Here is a 15,494-nt window from a genome sequence, read left to right as displayed (position 1 = left end):
GCACGTGCTGGGCGCGTTGTACGCCGCAGCCGCCGCGGGCCTGCCGACCCTCGCCGACAGCGGCTACGACGGCGCCGGGATCGGTATTCACAAGCCGATCAAGCAGCCCGACGGCAACCAAATTCTCAGCCCGGACAACCGCACCTACAATCGGCTGCTACGCGCCCTGCGTTGTCTCGGCGAACGCGGGTTCGCCCTGCTCAAAGGCCGCTGGCGGATCCTCCAGCACATCACGCTCAGTCCCAGCGCCATCGGCGACATCGCCCGCGCGGCGCTTGTCCTCACTCATTTTGAGCACGACTACCTACCGGCAATTGGCTGAGATCACGTCACTGACGCCTCTCATCCTTAGGCGACCTCATAATTCTGCAGGACTGCGATGCCTTGCACAGTTGCCCTGCTCGGAGCGGGCAACAACGCAGCTTGCGGAGAATCCTCCGGCTCTGGAGTTGGGCATTCACGCACTCGCCGAGGCCACACAGCCGGGCACGTGAACGGTTGGCCTGCTTCTGCGACTCGAGCTTTTCTTGCCCTTGTAAGGGATGACAATGGGGCCTTCGACTTCCTGAGGGCGCTTGTCGGCCAGGGCGAGAATCCCGGATTGCTCCGCATCGCGCAAAGTGCCCCAGATCCAGGCCGCGGTCTAATCGTGTGTCCTGCCCCACAGCGACCCCGACGTCCAGATGGCGGTCTCGTCCGGGGAGGCGATGAACCTGGTGCTCATTCCGTGCACCCATTGCTTGCCGGAGTACTGTAATGATTTTGGCACAGGTGACCGACGACCGGATTGGGTCGGCAGCCAATCCCTGCTTGGCGAGGTCTTAACGCAGGGCTCAACCTTCAGCGTCTGCAAGCACTGGCCAACTCCCGCCCACATGGCAGGAGTCAAGGTGCAGCCTCAAGGCTCCGGGCGAAATGGCCCCGGCAGTGCGGACAGCAGAAACCGTAGGTCCGGCCGTCGCGCTCCAGCATGACCGCGTCCCCGACCGGTACGGTCGCGCCGCACACCGGGTCGACGACCGTCCCGTCCGGCGCGGGCTCCTGCGGCCCGGTCTTGGCCTGTTCGATGAGCCGCAGCATGTCCGGCGAGCGGTGCACCCGGCCGCGCAGGCCGTAGCCGCCCTCGGGAACGATGATCACGTTGACCATGACGCACGGCTCGCGACCTGGCTCGGCCTCCGCAAGCTCGGCCGTGATGCGCGAGACGAGGTGCTCGCTCAGCTCTTTCCCCCACATGCCGGCGGTCACGTTCACCACGTACCGGGTGTCCCGCGCCGCTTCCGCCGGTCGCCCGCCCGCGATCCAGATCTCCTCCTCGCGCACGACCACGTCGGTGAGCGAGTCGAGAAGATCGATCACGCCGGGGTCGGCCGCGGCCGAGTCGTCGTGCCCGGCGGCCGACAACAGCCTGCGTCCGGTCAACCGCCCGGCGAGAGCCTGGCGTTGCGGCACGTCGAACCGGCCCTTGGGCACAACGACCTCGATGAACAACATTGTCCTGAGCTCCTTCCGCGAGGTTGCCTCAGGTCCTCATCGTTCCGGCCGGGCCCATGGGCGTCGTCGGCCCGGGGAAGCGTCTTCCGGCTACCACGGCGGGAGTAGGGCGAAGATGACCCGCACCCCTCATCGACTCGCCTGAGCGGGGAGCGCTACGCGGGGGAACTCCACGCTCCCGCGGCGGGCGTCGCGGGGTAACCCAGTGCGGCGGACAGCTCGCGGGCCGCCTCCGCCACCACGGCGCCCATCTCGTGCAGCCGCTCCGGCGCCGCCGCCCGGGTCACGGACACGCTGATCGCCGCCGTGATCAGCCCCCGATGGTCGCGTACGGGCGCCGACACCCCGGCGGCGCTGTCGTCCAGCTCCACGTCCGAGACGGCGTACCCGGCCGAGCGCACGTGGGCGAGGTCGGCCAGCCAGTCGTCCTCGCTGGCGACCGCGCTGTCCAGCCCGGACGGCAGCACGGTGCGCAGCAGCGCGCGTACGCGTTCCTCGTCCCATTCGGCGAGCAGCGACCGGCCGGCGGCGGCCATGATCACCGGCACCGAGACGCCCTCCCACACCCGGTGGTAGGCCCGCGACGACGGCACCGACAGCAGCGTCAGGACCTGGTTGCCGCGCAGCACGCACAGGTAGGCGTCCTCGTCGAAGGCGGCGGTCAGGCGCCGCAGGTAGGGCGCGGCGACCCGGACGAGCCGGGCCTGCTGGGTACGTGCGGCCAGCGCGAACAGCCGCCAGCCCAACCGGTAGCGCCGGGTGACGGGGTCCCGCTCCACCATGCCCTCCAGCTCCAGTGACCGCAGCGCCCTGGAGATCTGGCTCTTCTCCCGTCCCAGCCGTTCGGCGATCCAGCTGACGCCGAACCCGTCCGCATCCCGATCATCGCCGTGACCTGCGAGGATTTCGAGGATATCCATGTCCCGCCGCAGCCCGGCCGAGGGCGCCGGAGACTTGTCGCTCATCCACGTCCGTTCGTAACAGAAGCATTGCGCTTTGTTGCGCTAGCTGCACCTGGTTTTGCACTGACCGCAACTCTTGGCATACGTTTGCGAGCCTCTGACAGCGTAAGCGAAGGTGGTCCTTGTATGAGTTTCGGCGAGTACGTGGTCTCCCGATGGGGCACCCTCTCGCTGGCCGCCGCCGAGCACGCCCTGGTCGTGGCGATCGCCATCGCCCTGGCGAGCGTGATCGGCATCGGCATCGGCGTCCTCGGCCACGGCTCGCCGCGAGTGCGTGAAGGGTCGATCGCGGCCTCGGCGGCGATCCTGACCGTCCCCTCGCTGGCCCTGCTCACCCTCCTCATCCCCCTGACCGGGCTGGGCTGGGGATCCACGCTGATCGCGCTCACCGCGTACGCGTTCCTGCCGATCATCCGCAACACCGTGACGGGCCTGCGCGGCCTGGACGCCGCCACCGTCGAGGCCGGCCGCGGCATGGGCCTGAGCCGCCCGCGGCTGCTGCTGCGCGTCCAGCTCCCGCTCGCCTGGCCGCTGATCCTGACCGGGATCCGGATCTCGACGCAGATGGCGATCGGCATCGCCGCCATCGCCGCCTTCGTCGACGGGCCCGGCCTCGGCAACCAGATCTTCGAGGGACTCTCCCGGCTGGGCTCGGTGAACTCGCTCAACGCCACCCTCGCGGGGACGCTCGGCATCGTGGTCATCGCGGTGCTGTTCGACCTGTTCTTCGCCGCCGTCCGCCACCTGACCACCCCGAGGGGGCTTCGTGTTCGAGTCCGACCGTGACGCCGAGGGCGTGCGCATCGAGCTGCGCGCGCTGACCAAGCACTATCCGGGCCGGCCGGCCCCGGCGGTCGACAACGTCACCATGGACATCCCGGCCGGCGAGCTGGTCGTCTTCGTCGGCCCGTCGGGCTGCGGCAAGACCACCACGATGAAGATGATCAACCGGCTGGTCGAGCCCACCTCGGGCGAGATCCGCATCGGCGGGCGCGACGTGCTCAGCCTGAACCCCGACGAGCTGCGCCGCCACATCGGCTACGCCATCCAGCAGGTCGGCCTCTTCCCGCACCTGACCGTGGCCCAGAACATCGGCCTGGTCCCCAAGCTGCTCGGCTGGCCGCAGCCCCGGATCGCCGCCCGCGTGGAGGAATTGCTCGCCCTGGTGCATCTGGAGCCGTCGGACTTCCACGACCGCTACCCGCGCCAGCTGTCCGGCGGCCAGCAGCAGCGCGTGGGGGTCGCCAGGGCGCTGGCCGCCGACCCGCCCGTGATGCTCATGGACGAGCCGTTCGGCGCCACCGACCCGATCACCCGCGAGCACCTGCAGAACGAGTTCGTCCGGCTGCAGAAGCAGCTCCGCAAGACGATCATCTTCGTCACCCACGACTTCGAGGAGGCCATCAAGCTGGGCGACCGCATCGCCGTCCTGCGCGAGGGCTCCCACATCGCGCAGTACGACACCCCCGCCGCCATCCTCGACCGCCCCGCCGACGACTACGTGGCGGGCTTCATCGGCCAGGACGCCACGCTCAAGCGGCTGGCGCTGCTGCGGGTCACCGACGTCCCGGCCACCGAGCCGCTGCCCGACCCCCGGCTGCCCCAGATCGCGGCGGACGCCAGCCTGCGCGAGGCGCTGGACCTCATGCTCGCCCATGGCACCGACAAGTGCAGCTCGACGGCCGGGGTGCTGAGCTACGCGACCTTGTGCGCGGCCGTCGGGAACCGGTCACGGGAGGAGCTGGTCGCCGGTGACCGCTGACACTGCGCCGACTGAAACTGTGCCGACCGAAAAAACTGTGCCGGCTGAGACCCTGCCCCTCGCACCCGTACGGCGCGTCCCGCTCGGCGCCCGCCACCTGATCACGCCCGCCGCCGTCGCCGCCGCCCTGATCGCCCTGTACATGTGGGTGGGCACGCTGGAGCTCGACTCCATCGAACAGCGCAGCCTCAACCGCGCGGTCATCCTGGCCAAGACCGTCGAACATCTGCAGATGACGCTGGCCGCCACCGCGCTCGTCGTGCTCATCGCGATCCCGCTCGGCGTGGTCGCCTCCCGCGCCCGCAACCGGCTCATCGCCCCGGTCATCCTGACCCTGGGCAACCTCGGCCAGGCCGTCCCCTGCATCGGCCTGCTGGTGCTGTGCACGTTCCTGATGGGGGTGGGTTTCCAGACCGCGCTCGTCGGCCTGGTCGCCTACGCGGTGCTGCCCGTGCTGCGCAACACCATGGTCGGCGTGCAGCAGGTCGATCCTGCGCTCATCGAGGCCGCGCGCGGCATGGGCATGACGCGGGGACAGATCCTGCGCCGCGTCGAGCTCAAGCTCGCCGTCCCGGCGATCCTGGCCGGGCTGCGCACCGCGCTCGTGCTGACCGTCGGCGTCGCCACGCTCGGCGCCTTCGTCGCCGCGGGCGGCTTCGGCGAGCTGATCATCAACGGGCTCAAGCTCAACCGCATGCCCGTCACCATCGTCGGCGGCGTGCTGACCGCCTGCGTCGCCTTCTTCATCGACTGGCTCGGCAGCCTGGCCGAGAACCTGCTCAAACCACGCGGCATCTGACCGTACTGGACAATCGAGAGGCTTTTTTCATGCTCCCCCGCCCCCTCAGGACGACCTTCGCCCTGCTCGCCGCCGCGACGCTGACCATCGCCGGCGCGAGCGCCTGTGGCACCGCCGACGCTGTCGAGTCCGGCAGCGCGGGCGACGAACTGGCGGGCTCCAAGCTCGTCGTCGGCTCCAAGGACTTCACCGAGAACATCGTGCTCGGCAAGATCGCCGTCCAGCTGCTCAAGGCGCACGGCGCCGACGTCGTCGACAAGACCAACCTCGGCGGTACGGCGCCGAACCGCAAGGCTCTGGAGGCCGGCGAGATCGACCTCTACTGGGAGTACTCCGGCACCGGCTGGATCGAGCACCTGAAGAAGACCGAGCCGATCCAGGACTCCGCCGGGCAGTTCAAGGCCACCGCCGACGAGGACCTGTCCAAGAACAAGATCCGCTGGATCGGCCCCACCCCGTTGAACAACACCTACGCCCTGGCCATCCGCTCGGAGAAGGCCGAGGAGCTGGGCGTCAAGACGCTGTCCGACGTGGCGAAGCTGGCCGAGACCAAGCCCGAGGCGGTCACGCTCTGCATCGAGACCGAGTTCTCCACCCGCGACGACGGCCTGCCCGGGCTGTCCAAGGCGTACGGCATGAAGATCCCGAAGAACCAGGTCAGCCTGCTCGACACCGGCGTCGTCTACACCGAGACCGACAAGGGCCAGGTCTGCGATTTCGGCGAGGTGTTCACCACCGACGGCCGCATCGCGGCGCTCGGCCTGACCGTCCTGGAGGACGACAAGAAGTTCTTCCCGATCTACAACGCGGCCGTCACGGTCCGCCAGGACACCTACGACAAGAACCCCGCGCTGGAGAAGGTGCTGCAGCCGGTGATCGCGAAGCTGGACGACGCCACCATGCAGCGGCTCAACGCCCGCGTGGACGTCGAGGGTGAGGAGCCGGCCAAGGTCTCCGCCGACTGGCTGAACGAGCAGGGCCTCCTCGGCTCGGCCGGCGACGCCTGAGGCTTCCACCGCCGAGGGTGCGGGCCAGGAGCCCCCGAAAGGGAGAATGACGCCAGGCCCAAACTAGGTTGCACTATGCAAAGATATTGCACGGCGACCTACATGGGAGGGGTGCATGGCGTTCGGGGGCGCTGGATGAGCGCGCAAGGGGCGTTGCGCTGGCTGCCGTTCGGTGTCATGGCGGCCGTCGCGGTGACCGACGTCCTGGCCGGCCCCTCCCTCGGCTTCCTCCCGCTGCTCACGCTGGGCCCGAGTTTCGCCTCGGTGTCCGGCGGCGTGCAGCGCACCGCCATGGTCGGCCTGGTCGCGCTGGCCCTGTGCATCCCGCTGGCCGCCTACAACGGCCTGCTGCTGCGCTGGCAGAACAACCTCACCATCGTCACCATCGTCGGCGTCACCGGGGTCGGCATGCTGGCCGGGCACCTGCGGCTCAGGCGCGAGCGCGAGCTGGCCGACGTTCGCCTGGTCGCCGAGGCCGCCCAGCGGGTGCTGCTGCGGCCGGTGCCGCGCAGGGCCGCCGACCTGCAGGTGGCGCTCTCCTACACCTCGGCGGCGGCCGAAGCCCGCATCGGCGGCGACCTGTACGAGGTGGTCACCACCCCGCACGGCGTACGGCTGCTCATCGGCGACGTGCAGGGCAAGGGCCTGGAGGCGGTGGAGACGGCGGCCTGGGTGCTCGGCGCCTTCCGCGAGGCCGCCTACGACGAGCCCGAGCTGGAGGAGGTGAGCGCGCGGCTGGAGGCGAGCCTGGCCCGGCACCTGGGCGGCGAGAAGTTCGTCACCGCGATCCTCGCCGAGGTGCACGACGGCGAGATCCTCCTCCTCAACCACGGTCATCCCCCGCCGCTCCACCTCGGCGCGGACGGAAGGGCCGCCGCCGTGGAGCCCGCCGACGCGGGTCTGCCCCTGGGTCTCGGCCCTCTCGCGAGCGGCCGCCCGAAGGCACATCAGGTGTCTTTCCGCGGCGGGGACCGCATCCTGCTGTTCACCGACGGCGTCATCGAGGCCAGGGACGACGGCGGCGCCTTCTACCCCCTGTCCGAACGCGTCCATCTCCTGCGTTCGGATGATCCGCAGGACGCGCTGGACGCCCTGCGCGCCGATCTGGTCCGCCACACCGGCGGCCCGCTGCCCGACGACGCCGCCATGCTGCTGCTTCACAGGCAGACCTGACGCACGGCGGCCGTTCTCCTTCAACGGGCGGACCGCCTGATCGCCGCGAGCAGGTCCTCCGTCGTGGTGATGGAGTGCGCGAACGTCGGCCCGTTGAGCTCGTGCGCGGCGTGCATCATCTCCGCGCTGAAGGCCGCGGTCGCGTCCCTGACCAGGGTGACGTGGTAACCGAGCTCCATCGCGTACCGGCCGGTCGACTCGACGCAGGTGTTGGCCAGCAGGCCGATGAGGATCACGTGGGTGATGGCGTGCTGGCGCAGCAGCAGGTCGAGGTCGGTGTTGGGGAACCCGCTCTGCGCCCAGTGCTGCTTGGCCACGATGTCGCTGCCCGGCGAGACGAGGTCGGCCCGCCACTCGCCGCCCCAGGCGCCCTTCTCGAAGGAGTGGCGCTCCTGGATGCCGCGTTGGGTCGGGTTGGGATGGTCCCAGTCGTCGTAGTCGCCGGGCCGCCACTGCCGGTGCGGGACGATGAAGATCAGCATCCCCGTCTCGCGCGCGGCGGCGGTGATCGCCCGCAGGTGGCCGAGGAGGTTCACCCGCTCGGCGATCTCCCGTACCCGTGGCCAGATCTTCCCGCCCTCGGACAGGAAGTCGTTGTACGGGTCGACGAGGAGGACGGCGGTCCGGCCGATCTTGTAGGTGGTGCTGCTCACGCCCGTGGTGTACCCCGGGCCCCGAGCGGGCCCGGGGCGTTGACCACTTCCGGACGGCGGGCAGGATTGTCTTTGCCCGGTCAAGGGCAGCGGGAGGTGTGACCGACGCCCACGAGGCCGCGCCCACGCTGCTGGCGTTGCGCGCGCTCAACCTCGGTGACCTGCTGGTCACCGTGCCGGCGCTGCGCGGGCTGCGCCGCCGCTACCCGGACCACCGGCTGCTGCTGGCCGTCAACCCGGCGCTCCGGCCGCTGGCGCGGCTGACCGGGGCCGTGGACGAGGTCGTCCCGCACCGCAGCCTCCGACCGCCGCCCGTCGTGGCCCCCGACGTGGCCGTGGACCTGCACGGTGTGCTGCCGGACAGCGTACGGGCGGTGTGCGGCACCCGTCCCGGACGCCTGGTGGCCTTCGCCTGTCCCGAGGCCGGGCACCCGGACGGGCCCGCGGTGCGGGACGTGGAGCACGAGGTGGCCAAGTGGTGCCGGCTCGTCCGCTCCGACGGCGGCGACCCGGACGAGAGCGATCTGCTGCTCGCGCCGCCGTCCGCGCCGAGCCCCCGGCCGGGGGCGGCGGTCGTGCACCCCGGCGCGGCCTACGGCAGCAAGCGGTGGCCGCCTGAGCGGTTCGCCGCCGTCGCGGCGGCGCTCGCCGTGGCCGGCCACGACGTCGCCGTCACCGGCACGGCCGCCGAACGGGAGCGCGCGGCGCGGGTGACCGCCCTGGCCGGGCTGCCGGGGCACGCGAACCTGGCCGGGCGGACCGACCTCGACACGCTGGCGGCGCTGGTGCGCGGGGCGGCGCTGGTGGTGTGCGGGGACACGGGGATGGCGCATCTCGCCAGCGCGTACGAACGGCCGTCGGTCGTGCTGTTCGGCCCGGCCTCGCCGCGGATCTGGGGACCGCCGCGCAAGCCGGTCCACGCCGCCCTGTGGCACGGCGGCGGCGAACGGGAGGTGCAGACGGACGCGCCGGACCCGGCGCTGCTGCGCATCACGGTGAAGGAGGTGCTCGACGCCGCCGCCAGGGTGCTCGGCGCGTAGTTTGCCCAGGTGGGAGGCGGGCACGACGGTCGTCATGACGGCGCTGCTCGACGGGGTGCGGACGATCGCGGTGCTGCGCGCCAACGCGCTCGGCGACCTCGTCGTGGCGCTGCCCGCCATCGGGGCGATCAAGGACGCCTACCCGGACGCCCGGCTGGTCCTGCTGGGCAACGCCTGGCACGCGGCCTTCCTCGCCGGGCGGCCAGGACCGGTGGACGAGGTGGTCGCCATGCCGCCGATCGCCGGGCTCACCACCCGGCCGGAGGCCCGCCCGGCCCCCGAGGAGCTGGTCGAGCGGCTGCGCGGACGGCGTTTCGACCTGGCCGTGCAGTTGCACGGGGGCGGGCGGCACTCCAACCCGTTCCTCCTGCGGCTCGGCGCCCGCGTCACCGCCGGCTTCCGTACGCCGGACGCCGAGCCGCTGGACCGCTGGCTGCCGTACCTCTACTACCAGCACGAGACCCTGCGCTACCTGGAGGCCGCGGCGCTGGTCGGGGCCGGCGCGCGGGAGTTCGAGCCGCGCGTGGTCGTCACCGGCGCCGACCGGGCCGAGTTGCGCGCCGTGCTCGGCGAGCCGCCGCCCGGCCTGGTCGCCCTGCATCCGGGCGCGACCGACGCGCGGCGGCGCTGGCCGGCCCGCTCCTTCGCCGCGGTCGGCGACCGGCTCGGCCGTCCCGTCGTGGTGACCGGCACGGCCGAGGAGGCGGACCTGGTGGCGGAGGTCACCGCCGCGATGCGCCGCCCCGCGACGCCGCTCGTGGGCGTGCTGAGCATCGGCGGCCTGGCCGCCCTGTACGAGCGCTGCGACCTGGTCATCGGCAACGACACCGGCCCGCGCCACCTGGCCGCCGCCGTCGGCGCCGCCACGATCGGCCTGTACTGGTGCGGCAACCTCGTCAACGCGGGCCCGCTCACCCGTACCCGGCACCGGCCGCTGGTCTCCTGGATCATCGCCTGCCCCCGCTGCGGCGCGAGCGGCGTGGACCTGCGGGCGGAACGGTGCCCGCACGACGCCTCCTGGGTGGCCGCGATCACCGTGGACGAGGTGGTCGAGCAGGCCGAGGACCTCCTCCGCCAGAGCTGATTCCACCAGAGCTGACCCACCGACCCGTACCGGCCACGGCAGGCCGCCGACCCGGCGCGATCCGCCCAGGCCGCCGGCCCGCCCCGGTCCCGGCGGGCCGGCGGCCCCCGCCTACGCGGCGGCGGGCCCGAGGAGCACCGGCAGGTCGCGGACGTCGTTGCCGATGAACGACGGCTGCCGCGTCAGCCAACCCACCGGCCGCGCCGGCGCCAGACGCGGGAACCGGCCGAACAGCGCGGGCAGCGCGACGCCCGCCTCCAACCTGGCCAGCGGCGCCCCGAGGCAGAAGTGCATGCCGTGCCCGAAGGCCAGGTGCTGCCGGTCGTGCCGGTCGATGTCGTAGCGGCCGGGATCGGGGTTGACGGCCGGGTCACGACCGTGGGCGCCGAACCCGATGATGATCAGCTCCCCCTTGCCGATGGTCACCCCCTCCCCCAGGTCGAGGTCGGCGGTGGCGTAGCGGAGCGGCAGGTGCATGACCGGCGGATGCAGGCGCAGGCTCTCCTCGATCACGTCGGCCCAGCGTCCGGGAGCCTCATGCGCCGCCGCGAGCTGGTCCGGATGGGTGAGCATGGCGACGACCGCGTGGTCGATGAGGGAGACGGTCGTCTCGCTGCCCGCCCCGATCATCAGGATCAGCGTGCTGACCAGCTCGTCCATGCTGAGCCGGTCCTCGTCACGCCGCTGGGCGGTCAGCAGGAGGCTCGTCATGTCGTCGCCGGGCCGGGCGGACTTGGTGGCGACCAGCCGGTGGACGGCGGCGTACATGTCCCGCTGCACCCCGGCCGCCTCGTCGGGGCCGAGGCTGGTGTCGAGCACGGCGTCGATGGTCGCGAGCATGGCGGGCCGCTGGTCGTCCGGCACGCCGAACAGGTCACAGATGACCCGGGTGGGGACGCGGTAGGAGAAACGGGAACGCAGGTCGAGCGGCCGGTCGGCAGGTAAGCCGGCGAGCTCGTCGAGCAGCGAGGTCACGATCGCCTCGATCGCGGGCCGCATCGCGTCGATGCGGCGGGCGGTGAAGGCCCGGCCGACGAGGTCCTTCAGCCGCTGGTGGTCGTCGCCGTCGGCGGTGAACATGCTGACCACGTCGACCCAGGCGGTCAGCCAGGCGATCGCGAAGGGCCGGTAGCCCGGCCACGACCTGCGGGCGTCCTTCGAGACGTCGGGATGGGTGAGGAGCCGTTTGACCACGTCGCCCCTGGTCACCGACCAGGCGACGAGGTCTCCGGGGAGCAGGACCCGCACGGCCGGGCCGGCGGCGCGCAGGTGGTCGGCCTGTTCATACAGGCGGAGGCCGGTGGTGTCGAGGGGGATCGGTGCCATGGTCACGGAGACCTCCAGCGTTCGGCAGGGACGAGGGGGTGGGGGTGTCTGCCGTAAGGGGGCGGAAGCGGATTCCGAGGCCGGCGGGGCACTGGTGGAACGGGCCGTGCCGGTTGGGCGTGTACGGGTCGATGAGGTCGAGGTCCCACAGGCTGCCGAGGAGCGCCTCGACGCCGGTCTGGGCGATGATCGCGGCGTGGCTCTCGGCCGGGCACCGGTGCGGCCCCGCCGACCAGGCCAGGTGGGAGCGGTTGCCGTAGCCGGGCCGCGGCGCGGCCGGGTCGGTGCCGGTGGCGGCGTGGCTGATGAGGATCGGCACGCCGGCCGGGATCGGTACGCCGTGCAGCGAGGTGTCGTGGCGGGCGTAGTGGACGGAGAAGTTGGCCATGGGCGAACGGGTCCACAACACCTGCTCCATGGCCCGCCGGACGGTGACCGCGCCGCCCGACAGGTCGCCGGCGTAGGAGTCGTCGGTGAGCAGCAGCCGCAGCGTGGAGGCGATCCACGCGGCGGTCGGGATGGTGCCCGCGCCGATGAGGACGACGAGCTGGTGCAGGATCTCCTCGTGGCCGAGCCGCGCCGGGTGGGCCAGCATCCAGGTGGTGCAGTCGTCGTCCGGCCGGCCGCTCTTGAGCTGGATGATCTCGGCGAGGACGGCGGCGAGGTCGGCCGCCGCCTGCTCGGCCTGCGGGTCGGCGCCGATCATGCCCTGGCAGGCGGTGACCATCCGCTCGACCATGGACGCGGGACAGCCCAGCAGGTCGGCGAAGACCAGCAGCGGCAGCAGGTCGGCGAACTGGCTCATCAGGTCGGCGTGGCCGTCGCTGGCGAACTCCGTGATCAGGCGGCCGGCGTGGCCGCGGGTGCGGTCGTGCAGGCGGTGCAGGTTGATCCGGGCCAGGCAGTCGTTCATGGCGTGCCGGAGCCGGGCGTGCCGCTCCCCGTCCGCGTACAGCAGGCTGGGCCGGAAGGCCATCAGGGCCAGCACCGGGCTGTCGCGCGGCACCAGCCCGCGCGCCAGGTCGCCCCATATGCGGCTGTCCTTGCTGTAGGTTTCGGCCTCGTTCAGCAGGTCGCGGGCGGCGCGGCGGCTGACGACGACGAGCGCGCGCACGTGCGGGGCGATCTCCGCCCAGGCCACCGGGCCCTCGGCACGCAGCTTGTCGTAGGCGTCCTCGGGGCGGGCGGCGAACTCCTCGCCGTACAGGCGGACGCCGGCGGCTGCGGGGATGGTCATCGGGCGGGCTCCAGACGGGACTGCGTGATGATGGCGGTGACGAGGGCGATCAGCCCCTGCTTGGCCGACCCCAGCTCGCGCGCGTCGAGGCTGACCAGCGCGCGGTCGCCGGGCAGGGCCAGGGCCTCGCGCAGCTCGGCCTCCCGGTGCAGGGGCGCGCCGGCGAAGTGGTTGATCGCGACGGTGTACGGCAGCCCGGCCTGCTCCAGCAGGTCGATCGCCGGAAAGCTCTGGTCGAGGCGCCGGGTGTCCGCCAGGACGAGCCCGCCCAGCGCGCCCTCCATGAGGCAGCGCGCCATGCCGCTGAACCGCGTCTGGCCGGGCGCGCCGAACAGGTAGAGCACGATGTCGGGGGTGAGCGTGAGGCGGCCGAAGTCCATGGCGACCGTCGTGGTGCTCTTGCCCCGCAGGTCGTCGAGGTCGTCCACGAGCTGCCCGGCCTGGGTCAGCCGCTCCTCGGTGTGCATCGGCCGGATCTCCGACACGGTGCCGATGAACGTGGTCTTGCCCACCGCGAACGGCCCCAGCACCACGATCTTGACGGGGCGGGCGGCCGCGGGGACGTAGCGGTCAGAGTTTGTGTAGGGCATCGAGCACCTGCTGCAGGAAGTCGAGGTCGTGCCGCCCGGCGGCGGGCGTGTAGGGGGCCCGGGCGCTCAGGTGGCCGCTGTGGACCAGCCCGGCGACGATCATCTTGACCACCGCGCCGGGCAACCGCAGGTGGTACGCGACCTCCGCCACCGACAGCACGCCGGGCCGGCACAGCGTCATCGCCCGCTGGGCGTGCGCGCCGAGACCGGCCGGCGACCGGTGCGGGTCGGCGACGAGCAGGGTGGCCTCGTCCAGGGCGGAGCGGGACGCGGCGGCGGCGCCGCCGGTGACGGTGTGCGAACGCACCATCCCGGCCCGCCTCGGCCGCCCGGACGACGGCGGCCCGGTCACGACGGCTTGCCCCGCTCCCGGGCGCCGAGCACCGGCTGCAGGCCCCTGATCGTCTTCATGATGGCCTGGATGGCCACGGCGACCGGCCCGGTCGTGGACCCGCCGCGGACCGCGGCGGCCAGCCCGGTGCGCTCGCCCGCGGCGAACAGCAGCACGGTGACGTCCGACAGGTCGCTGATCATGTGCCGCCAGGGGGCGGCGAGCTCCTGCTCGGCGGGCATGCCGCAGAAGCCGGCGAGCTGGCGCTGCAGCGACTGCAGGCCCGCCATCATCGCGGCCGTGCGTTCGGCCTCCTCCCTGCTGAGGCCGTGCGAGCGCGCCAGCAGCAGGCCGTCGGTGGTGAACAGCATCGCGTTGATGAGGCCGTCGTTGTCGGTGACCAGGCGGTTGAGGTGCCCGGTCATGTCGATGGTGTCGGCGGTGGGGTGGCTGGTCATGGCTGGGGCTGTCCTCGGTGGGGGTCGCGGACGGGGTCGCGGTCCAGATCGCCGACGGCGTCGCGGTCGGGATCGCGGTCGGGGTCGCGGTCGGCGTATGCGGCGCGGAGTGCTTCGAAGATGGACTCCATGCCGCCGTCCAGGTCGTCGGCCGCCACGGCGCCGCCCATCGGGCGCGGCTCCGGCGGGGCGGCGGCGGGCCTCTCCTCGGGCACCCGCACCCGCCGCTTCGGCAGCCCGGACGTCGTGGTCGACGGCGCCTCGGCATCCTCCCCTCCCCCAGCTCCTTCCTCCTCCTCCTTCAGAGGAGCGGCGGTGACGGGCATCGGGTCCGGAGGGAGCAGGTCGTCGGGCACGGTGGCCCAGTCGGGGTGCCCGGGGCCAAGTGCGGCGGGGTCCGCCGAGGGCGGGATGCTGATGATCATGTGCGTCGGTACGAGGCACACCGCCTTGACCCCGCCGCTGCTGGACGGCGCGCCGACGTCGACGCGGAAACCGTAGTCGTGGGCGAGGCGGCCGACGACGGCGAACCCGAGCCGCCGCTCGTCCTTGAGCGCGGCGGCGTCCATGGGCGTGTCGCTGGACAGCAGCTGCTCGGCCTCGGCCCGCTGGAAGCCGTTCATGCCGAGCCCGCGGTCCTCCACGACGACGCGGTAGCCCGCCTGCACGGCCTGGACGTAGACGTCGACCCGGTCGTCGGAGTAGCTGGTGGCGTTGTCCAGCAGCTCGGCCAGCGCGACGATGATGGGCTCGGCGACCCGCCCCTCGACCACGACCTCCCCGGCGTCGGGCTGGTAGGTGTAGTCGACCCGCAGGTAGGGGCCGATGCGCCCCCTGGCGCTCTCGACGATCTCCCTGAACGTGCAGTCCTCCCGCTGGACGCCCGGCCAGGAGCCGGCCAGGATGCGCAGCCGCTGGAGGCTGTGCAGCGCCTGGGTGGCCAGGTGGTCGATCTCGATGAGGCCCTGGTGGTAACGGGGCGTGCCGGCGTGGTCGTCCAGCTCCTCGTCGATCTTGATCTGCAGCCGCGTGAGCGCCGCCTGCGCGGTGTCGGCGACGCCGCGCACGCCCGAGCGCGCCGCCGCCGCGACGTCGCCGCGGATGGCCGCGGCGCGCTCCCTGAACAGGCTCTCGGCCTCCCGGCAGCGGGCGGCCACGGCGGTCTCGGCCAGACAATCGTGCAGGAGCCCCGGAATTTCCACGGCGGGATGTCCGGCCTCGACATCGGCGACCGCGCGCAAACGTTCGACGAGGCGGTCGTATTCGCTCGCGGCGGCGTCGTACCATTTTTTATTGAGCTCGGCCTGTTGCGCGGCGCTCTCGGCGTTCTTGCGCGCCGTCTCGGCCTTCTGCTCCGCGGAGCGGGTCTCGCGCCGGGCGGCGTCACGGGCACGAAGAGCAGCTCGCCTGGCCCTGGCCTGCCACAGGAGGGCGCCCGTCAGCGCGAGTACGACGGCCACGAGCACGCCGCCGAGCAACGCGCCGACCAGGAGATCCGGTGTAATCATGACGATCCTTGGTCGGTCGGGACTGCCTTGACTTCACTTTTACCAGTTCTGCACCGTGACTCCACGGGAA

17 protein-coding genes are annotated in these 15,494 nt (G+C 72.1%); 8 read left to right on the top strand and 9 right to left on the bottom strand.

Annotated elements, in window-relative coordinates; translation table 11 throughout:
• A partial coding sequence (locus tag BMW85_RS47345) for a transposase family protein (protein WP_143082602.1) occupies positions 1–322 on the top strand: 322 nt, incomplete at its 5' end.
• Between the two features lie 563 nt (positions 323–885).
• On the opposite strand, the gene BMW85_RS47340 is transcribed toward BMW85_RS47345, so the two are convergent.
• Both BMW85_RS47340 and BMW85_RS47335 read right to left on the bottom strand, forming a co-directional pair.
• Entirely contained in the window at positions 886–1,494 is a 609-nt protein-coding gene (locus BMW85_RS47340) for a YHS domain-containing protein (RefSeq protein ID WP_091094321.1), read from the bottom strand.
• Between the two features lie 155 nt (positions 1,495–1,649).
• On the bottom strand, positions 1,650–2,459 hold the full coding sequence (locus BMW85_RS47335) for an IclR family transcriptional regulator (RefSeq protein ID WP_091094320.1): 810 nt from the start codon (positions 2,457–2,459) through the stop codon (positions 1,650–1,652).
• A gap of 123 nt (positions 2,460–2,582) precedes the next feature.
• Between BMW85_RS47335 and BMW85_RS47330 the strand changes: the two genes are divergently transcribed.
• From BMW85_RS47330 to BMW85_RS47310, 5 genes are all read left to right on the top strand, one after another.
• A complete protein-coding gene (locus BMW85_RS47330; RefSeq protein WP_091094319.1) occupies positions 2,583–3,242 on the top strand; it encodes an ABC transporter permease in 660 nt (219 codons plus the stop codon).
• Positions 3,223–4,218: an ABC transporter ATP-binding protein gene (locus tag BMW85_RS47325; protein WP_245775491.1), complete on the top strand. Its 996-nt coding sequence runs from the start codon at positions 3,223–3,225 to the stop codon at positions 4,216–4,218. The genes BMW85_RS47330 and BMW85_RS47325 overlap by 20 nt, the downstream gene beginning before the upstream one ends.
• A gap of 37 nt (positions 4,219–4,255) precedes the next feature.
• Complete coding sequence (locus BMW85_RS47320) at positions 4,256–5,017, top strand: ABC transporter permease (protein WP_218156262.1); 762 nt, start codon at positions 4,256–4,258, stop codon at positions 5,015–5,017.
• Positions 5,018–5,046: 29 nt separating this feature from the next.
• Positions 5,047–6,024 carry a glycine betaine ABC transporter substrate-binding protein gene (locus BMW85_RS47315; protein ID WP_091094317.1) on the top strand — a complete coding sequence of 326 codons (978 nt, stop codon included), beginning with the start codon at positions 5,047–5,049 and terminating at the stop codon, positions 6,022–6,024.
• Between the two features lie 135 nt (positions 6,025–6,159).
• On the top strand, positions 6,160–7,197 hold the full coding sequence (locus BMW85_RS47310; RefSeq protein ID WP_091094316.1) for a PP2C family protein-serine/threonine phosphatase: 1,038 nt from the start codon (positions 6,160–6,162) through the stop codon (positions 7,195–7,197).
• A 20-nt stretch (positions 7,198–7,217) separates the two neighbouring features.
• Here the strand turns inward: BMW85_RS47310 and BMW85_RS47305 are convergent, their stop codons facing one another.
• The gene (locus BMW85_RS47305) at positions 7,218–7,850 is read right to left on the bottom strand and encodes a cysteine hydrolase family protein (RefSeq protein ID WP_091094315.1); all 633 of its coding nucleotides are present in this window, start codon (positions 7,848–7,850) and stop codon (positions 7,218–7,220) included.
• A gap of 98 nt (positions 7,851–7,948) precedes the next feature.
• On the opposite strand from BMW85_RS47305, the gene BMW85_RS47300 reads away from it, so the two are divergent.
• Both BMW85_RS47300 and BMW85_RS47295 read left to right on the top strand, forming a co-directional pair.
• Complete coding sequence (locus BMW85_RS47300; RefSeq protein WP_177241262.1) at positions 7,949–8,890, top strand: glycosyltransferase family 9 protein; 942 nt, start codon at positions 7,949–7,951, stop codon at positions 8,888–8,890.
• Position 8,891: 1 nt separating this feature from the next.
• The gene (locus BMW85_RS47295; RefSeq protein ID WP_245775490.1) at positions 8,892–9,974 is read left to right on the top strand and encodes a glycosyltransferase family 9 protein; all 1,083 of its coding nucleotides are present in this window, start codon (positions 8,892–8,894) and stop codon (positions 9,972–9,974) included.
• Positions 9,975–10,085: 111 nt separating this feature from the next.
• On the opposite strand, the gene BMW85_RS47290 is transcribed toward BMW85_RS47295, so the two are convergent.
• The 6 genes from BMW85_RS47290 to BMW85_RS47265 are packed head-to-tail and all read right to left on the bottom strand — an operon-like array spanning position 10,086 to position 15,424.
• On the bottom strand, positions 10,086–11,300 hold the full coding sequence (locus tag BMW85_RS47290; protein ID WP_091094326.1) for a cytochrome P450 family protein: 1,215 nt from the start codon (positions 11,298–11,300) through the stop codon (positions 10,086–10,088).
• Positions 11,257–12,537, bottom strand: coding sequence for a cytochrome P450 family protein (locus BMW85_RS47285; RefSeq protein WP_091094314.1), 1,281 nt, complete (start codon positions 12,535–12,537; stop codon positions 11,257–11,259). Before BMW85_RS47285 ends, BMW85_RS47290 begins: the two co-directional genes overlap by 44 nt.
• Positions 12,534–13,127, bottom strand: a complete 594-nt coding sequence (locus BMW85_RS47280) for a GTP-binding protein (RefSeq protein ID WP_091094313.1) — start codon at positions 13,125–13,127, stop codon at positions 12,534–12,536. The genes BMW85_RS47285 and BMW85_RS47280 overlap by 4 nt, the downstream gene beginning before the upstream one ends.
• A complete protein-coding gene (locus BMW85_RS47275) occupies positions 13,108–13,437 on the bottom strand; it encodes a DUF742 domain-containing protein (RefSeq protein ID WP_177241261.1) in 330 nt (109 codons plus the stop codon). Before BMW85_RS47275 ends, BMW85_RS47280 begins: the two co-directional genes overlap by 20 nt.
• A 38-nt stretch (positions 13,438–13,475) precedes the next feature.
• Positions 13,476–13,916 (bottom strand): roadblock/LC7 domain-containing protein, encoded by a 441-nt coding sequence (locus tag BMW85_RS47270; protein WP_091094312.1) that lies wholly within the window; start codon positions 13,914–13,916, stop codon positions 13,476–13,478.
• The gene (locus tag BMW85_RS47265; RefSeq protein ID WP_143082667.1) at positions 13,913–15,424 is read right to left on the bottom strand and encodes an ATP-binding protein; all 1,512 of its coding nucleotides are present in this window, start codon (positions 15,422–15,424) and stop codon (positions 13,913–13,915) included. Before BMW85_RS47265 ends, BMW85_RS47270 begins: the two co-directional genes overlap by 4 nt.
• Positions 15,425–15,494 lie beyond the last annotated feature (70 nt).

The organism is Nonomuraea wenchangensis (genome assembly GCF_900111685.1).
GTDB classification, from domain to species: Bacteria; Actinomycetota; Actinomycetes; order Streptosporangiales; family Streptosporangiaceae; genus Nonomuraea; species Nonomuraea wenchangensis.
This window is presented reverse-complemented; position numbering and strand designations above follow the sequence as displayed.

What these genes read in the sequence shown, in the direction of transcription:
- BMW85_RS47330 (WP_091094319.1), top strand. Translation starts at nt 2,583, where the DNA reads ATGAGTTTCGGCGAGTACGTGGTCTCCCGATGGGGCACCCTCTCGCTG.
- BMW85_RS47335 (WP_091094320.1), bottom strand. Translation starts at nt 2,459, where the DNA reads ATGAGCGACAAGTCTCCGGCGCCCTCGGCCGGGCTGCGGCGGGACATG.
- BMW85_RS47290 (WP_091094326.1), bottom strand. Translation starts at nt 11,300, where the DNA reads ATGGCACCGATCCCCCTCGACACCACCGGCCTCCGCCTGTATGAACAG.
- BMW85_RS47310 (WP_091094316.1), top strand. Translation starts at nt 6,160, where the DNA reads ATGAGCGCGCAAGGGGCGTTGCGCTGGCTGCCGTTCGGTGTCATGGCG.
- BMW85_RS47285 (WP_091094314.1), bottom strand. Translation starts at nt 12,537, where the DNA reads ATGACCATCCCCGCAGCCGCCGGCGTCCGCCTGTACGGCGAGGAGTTC.
- BMW85_RS47280 (WP_091094313.1), bottom strand. Translation starts at nt 13,127, where the DNA reads ATGCCCTACACAAACTCTGACCGCTACGTCCCCGCGGCCGCCCGCCCC.
- BMW85_RS47265 (WP_143082667.1), bottom strand. Translation starts at nt 15,424, where the DNA reads ATGATTACACCGGATCTCCTGGTCGGCGCGTTGCTCGGCGGCGTGCTC.
- BMW85_RS47270 (WP_091094312.1), bottom strand. Translation starts at nt 13,916, where the DNA reads ATGACCAGCCACCCCACCGCCGACACCATCGACATGACCGGGCACCTC.
- BMW85_RS47275 (WP_177241261.1), bottom strand. Translation starts at nt 13,437, where the DNA reads ATGGTGCGTTCGCACACCGTCACCGGCGGCGCCGCCGCCGCGTCCCGC.
- BMW85_RS47340 (WP_091094321.1), bottom strand. Translation starts at nt 1,494, where the DNA reads ATGTTGTTCATCGAGGTCGTTGTGCCCAAGGGCCGGTTCGACGTGCCG.
- BMW85_RS47315 (WP_091094317.1), top strand. Translation starts at nt 5,047, where the DNA reads ATGCTCCCCCGCCCCCTCAGGACGACCTTCGCCCTGCTCGCCGCCGCG.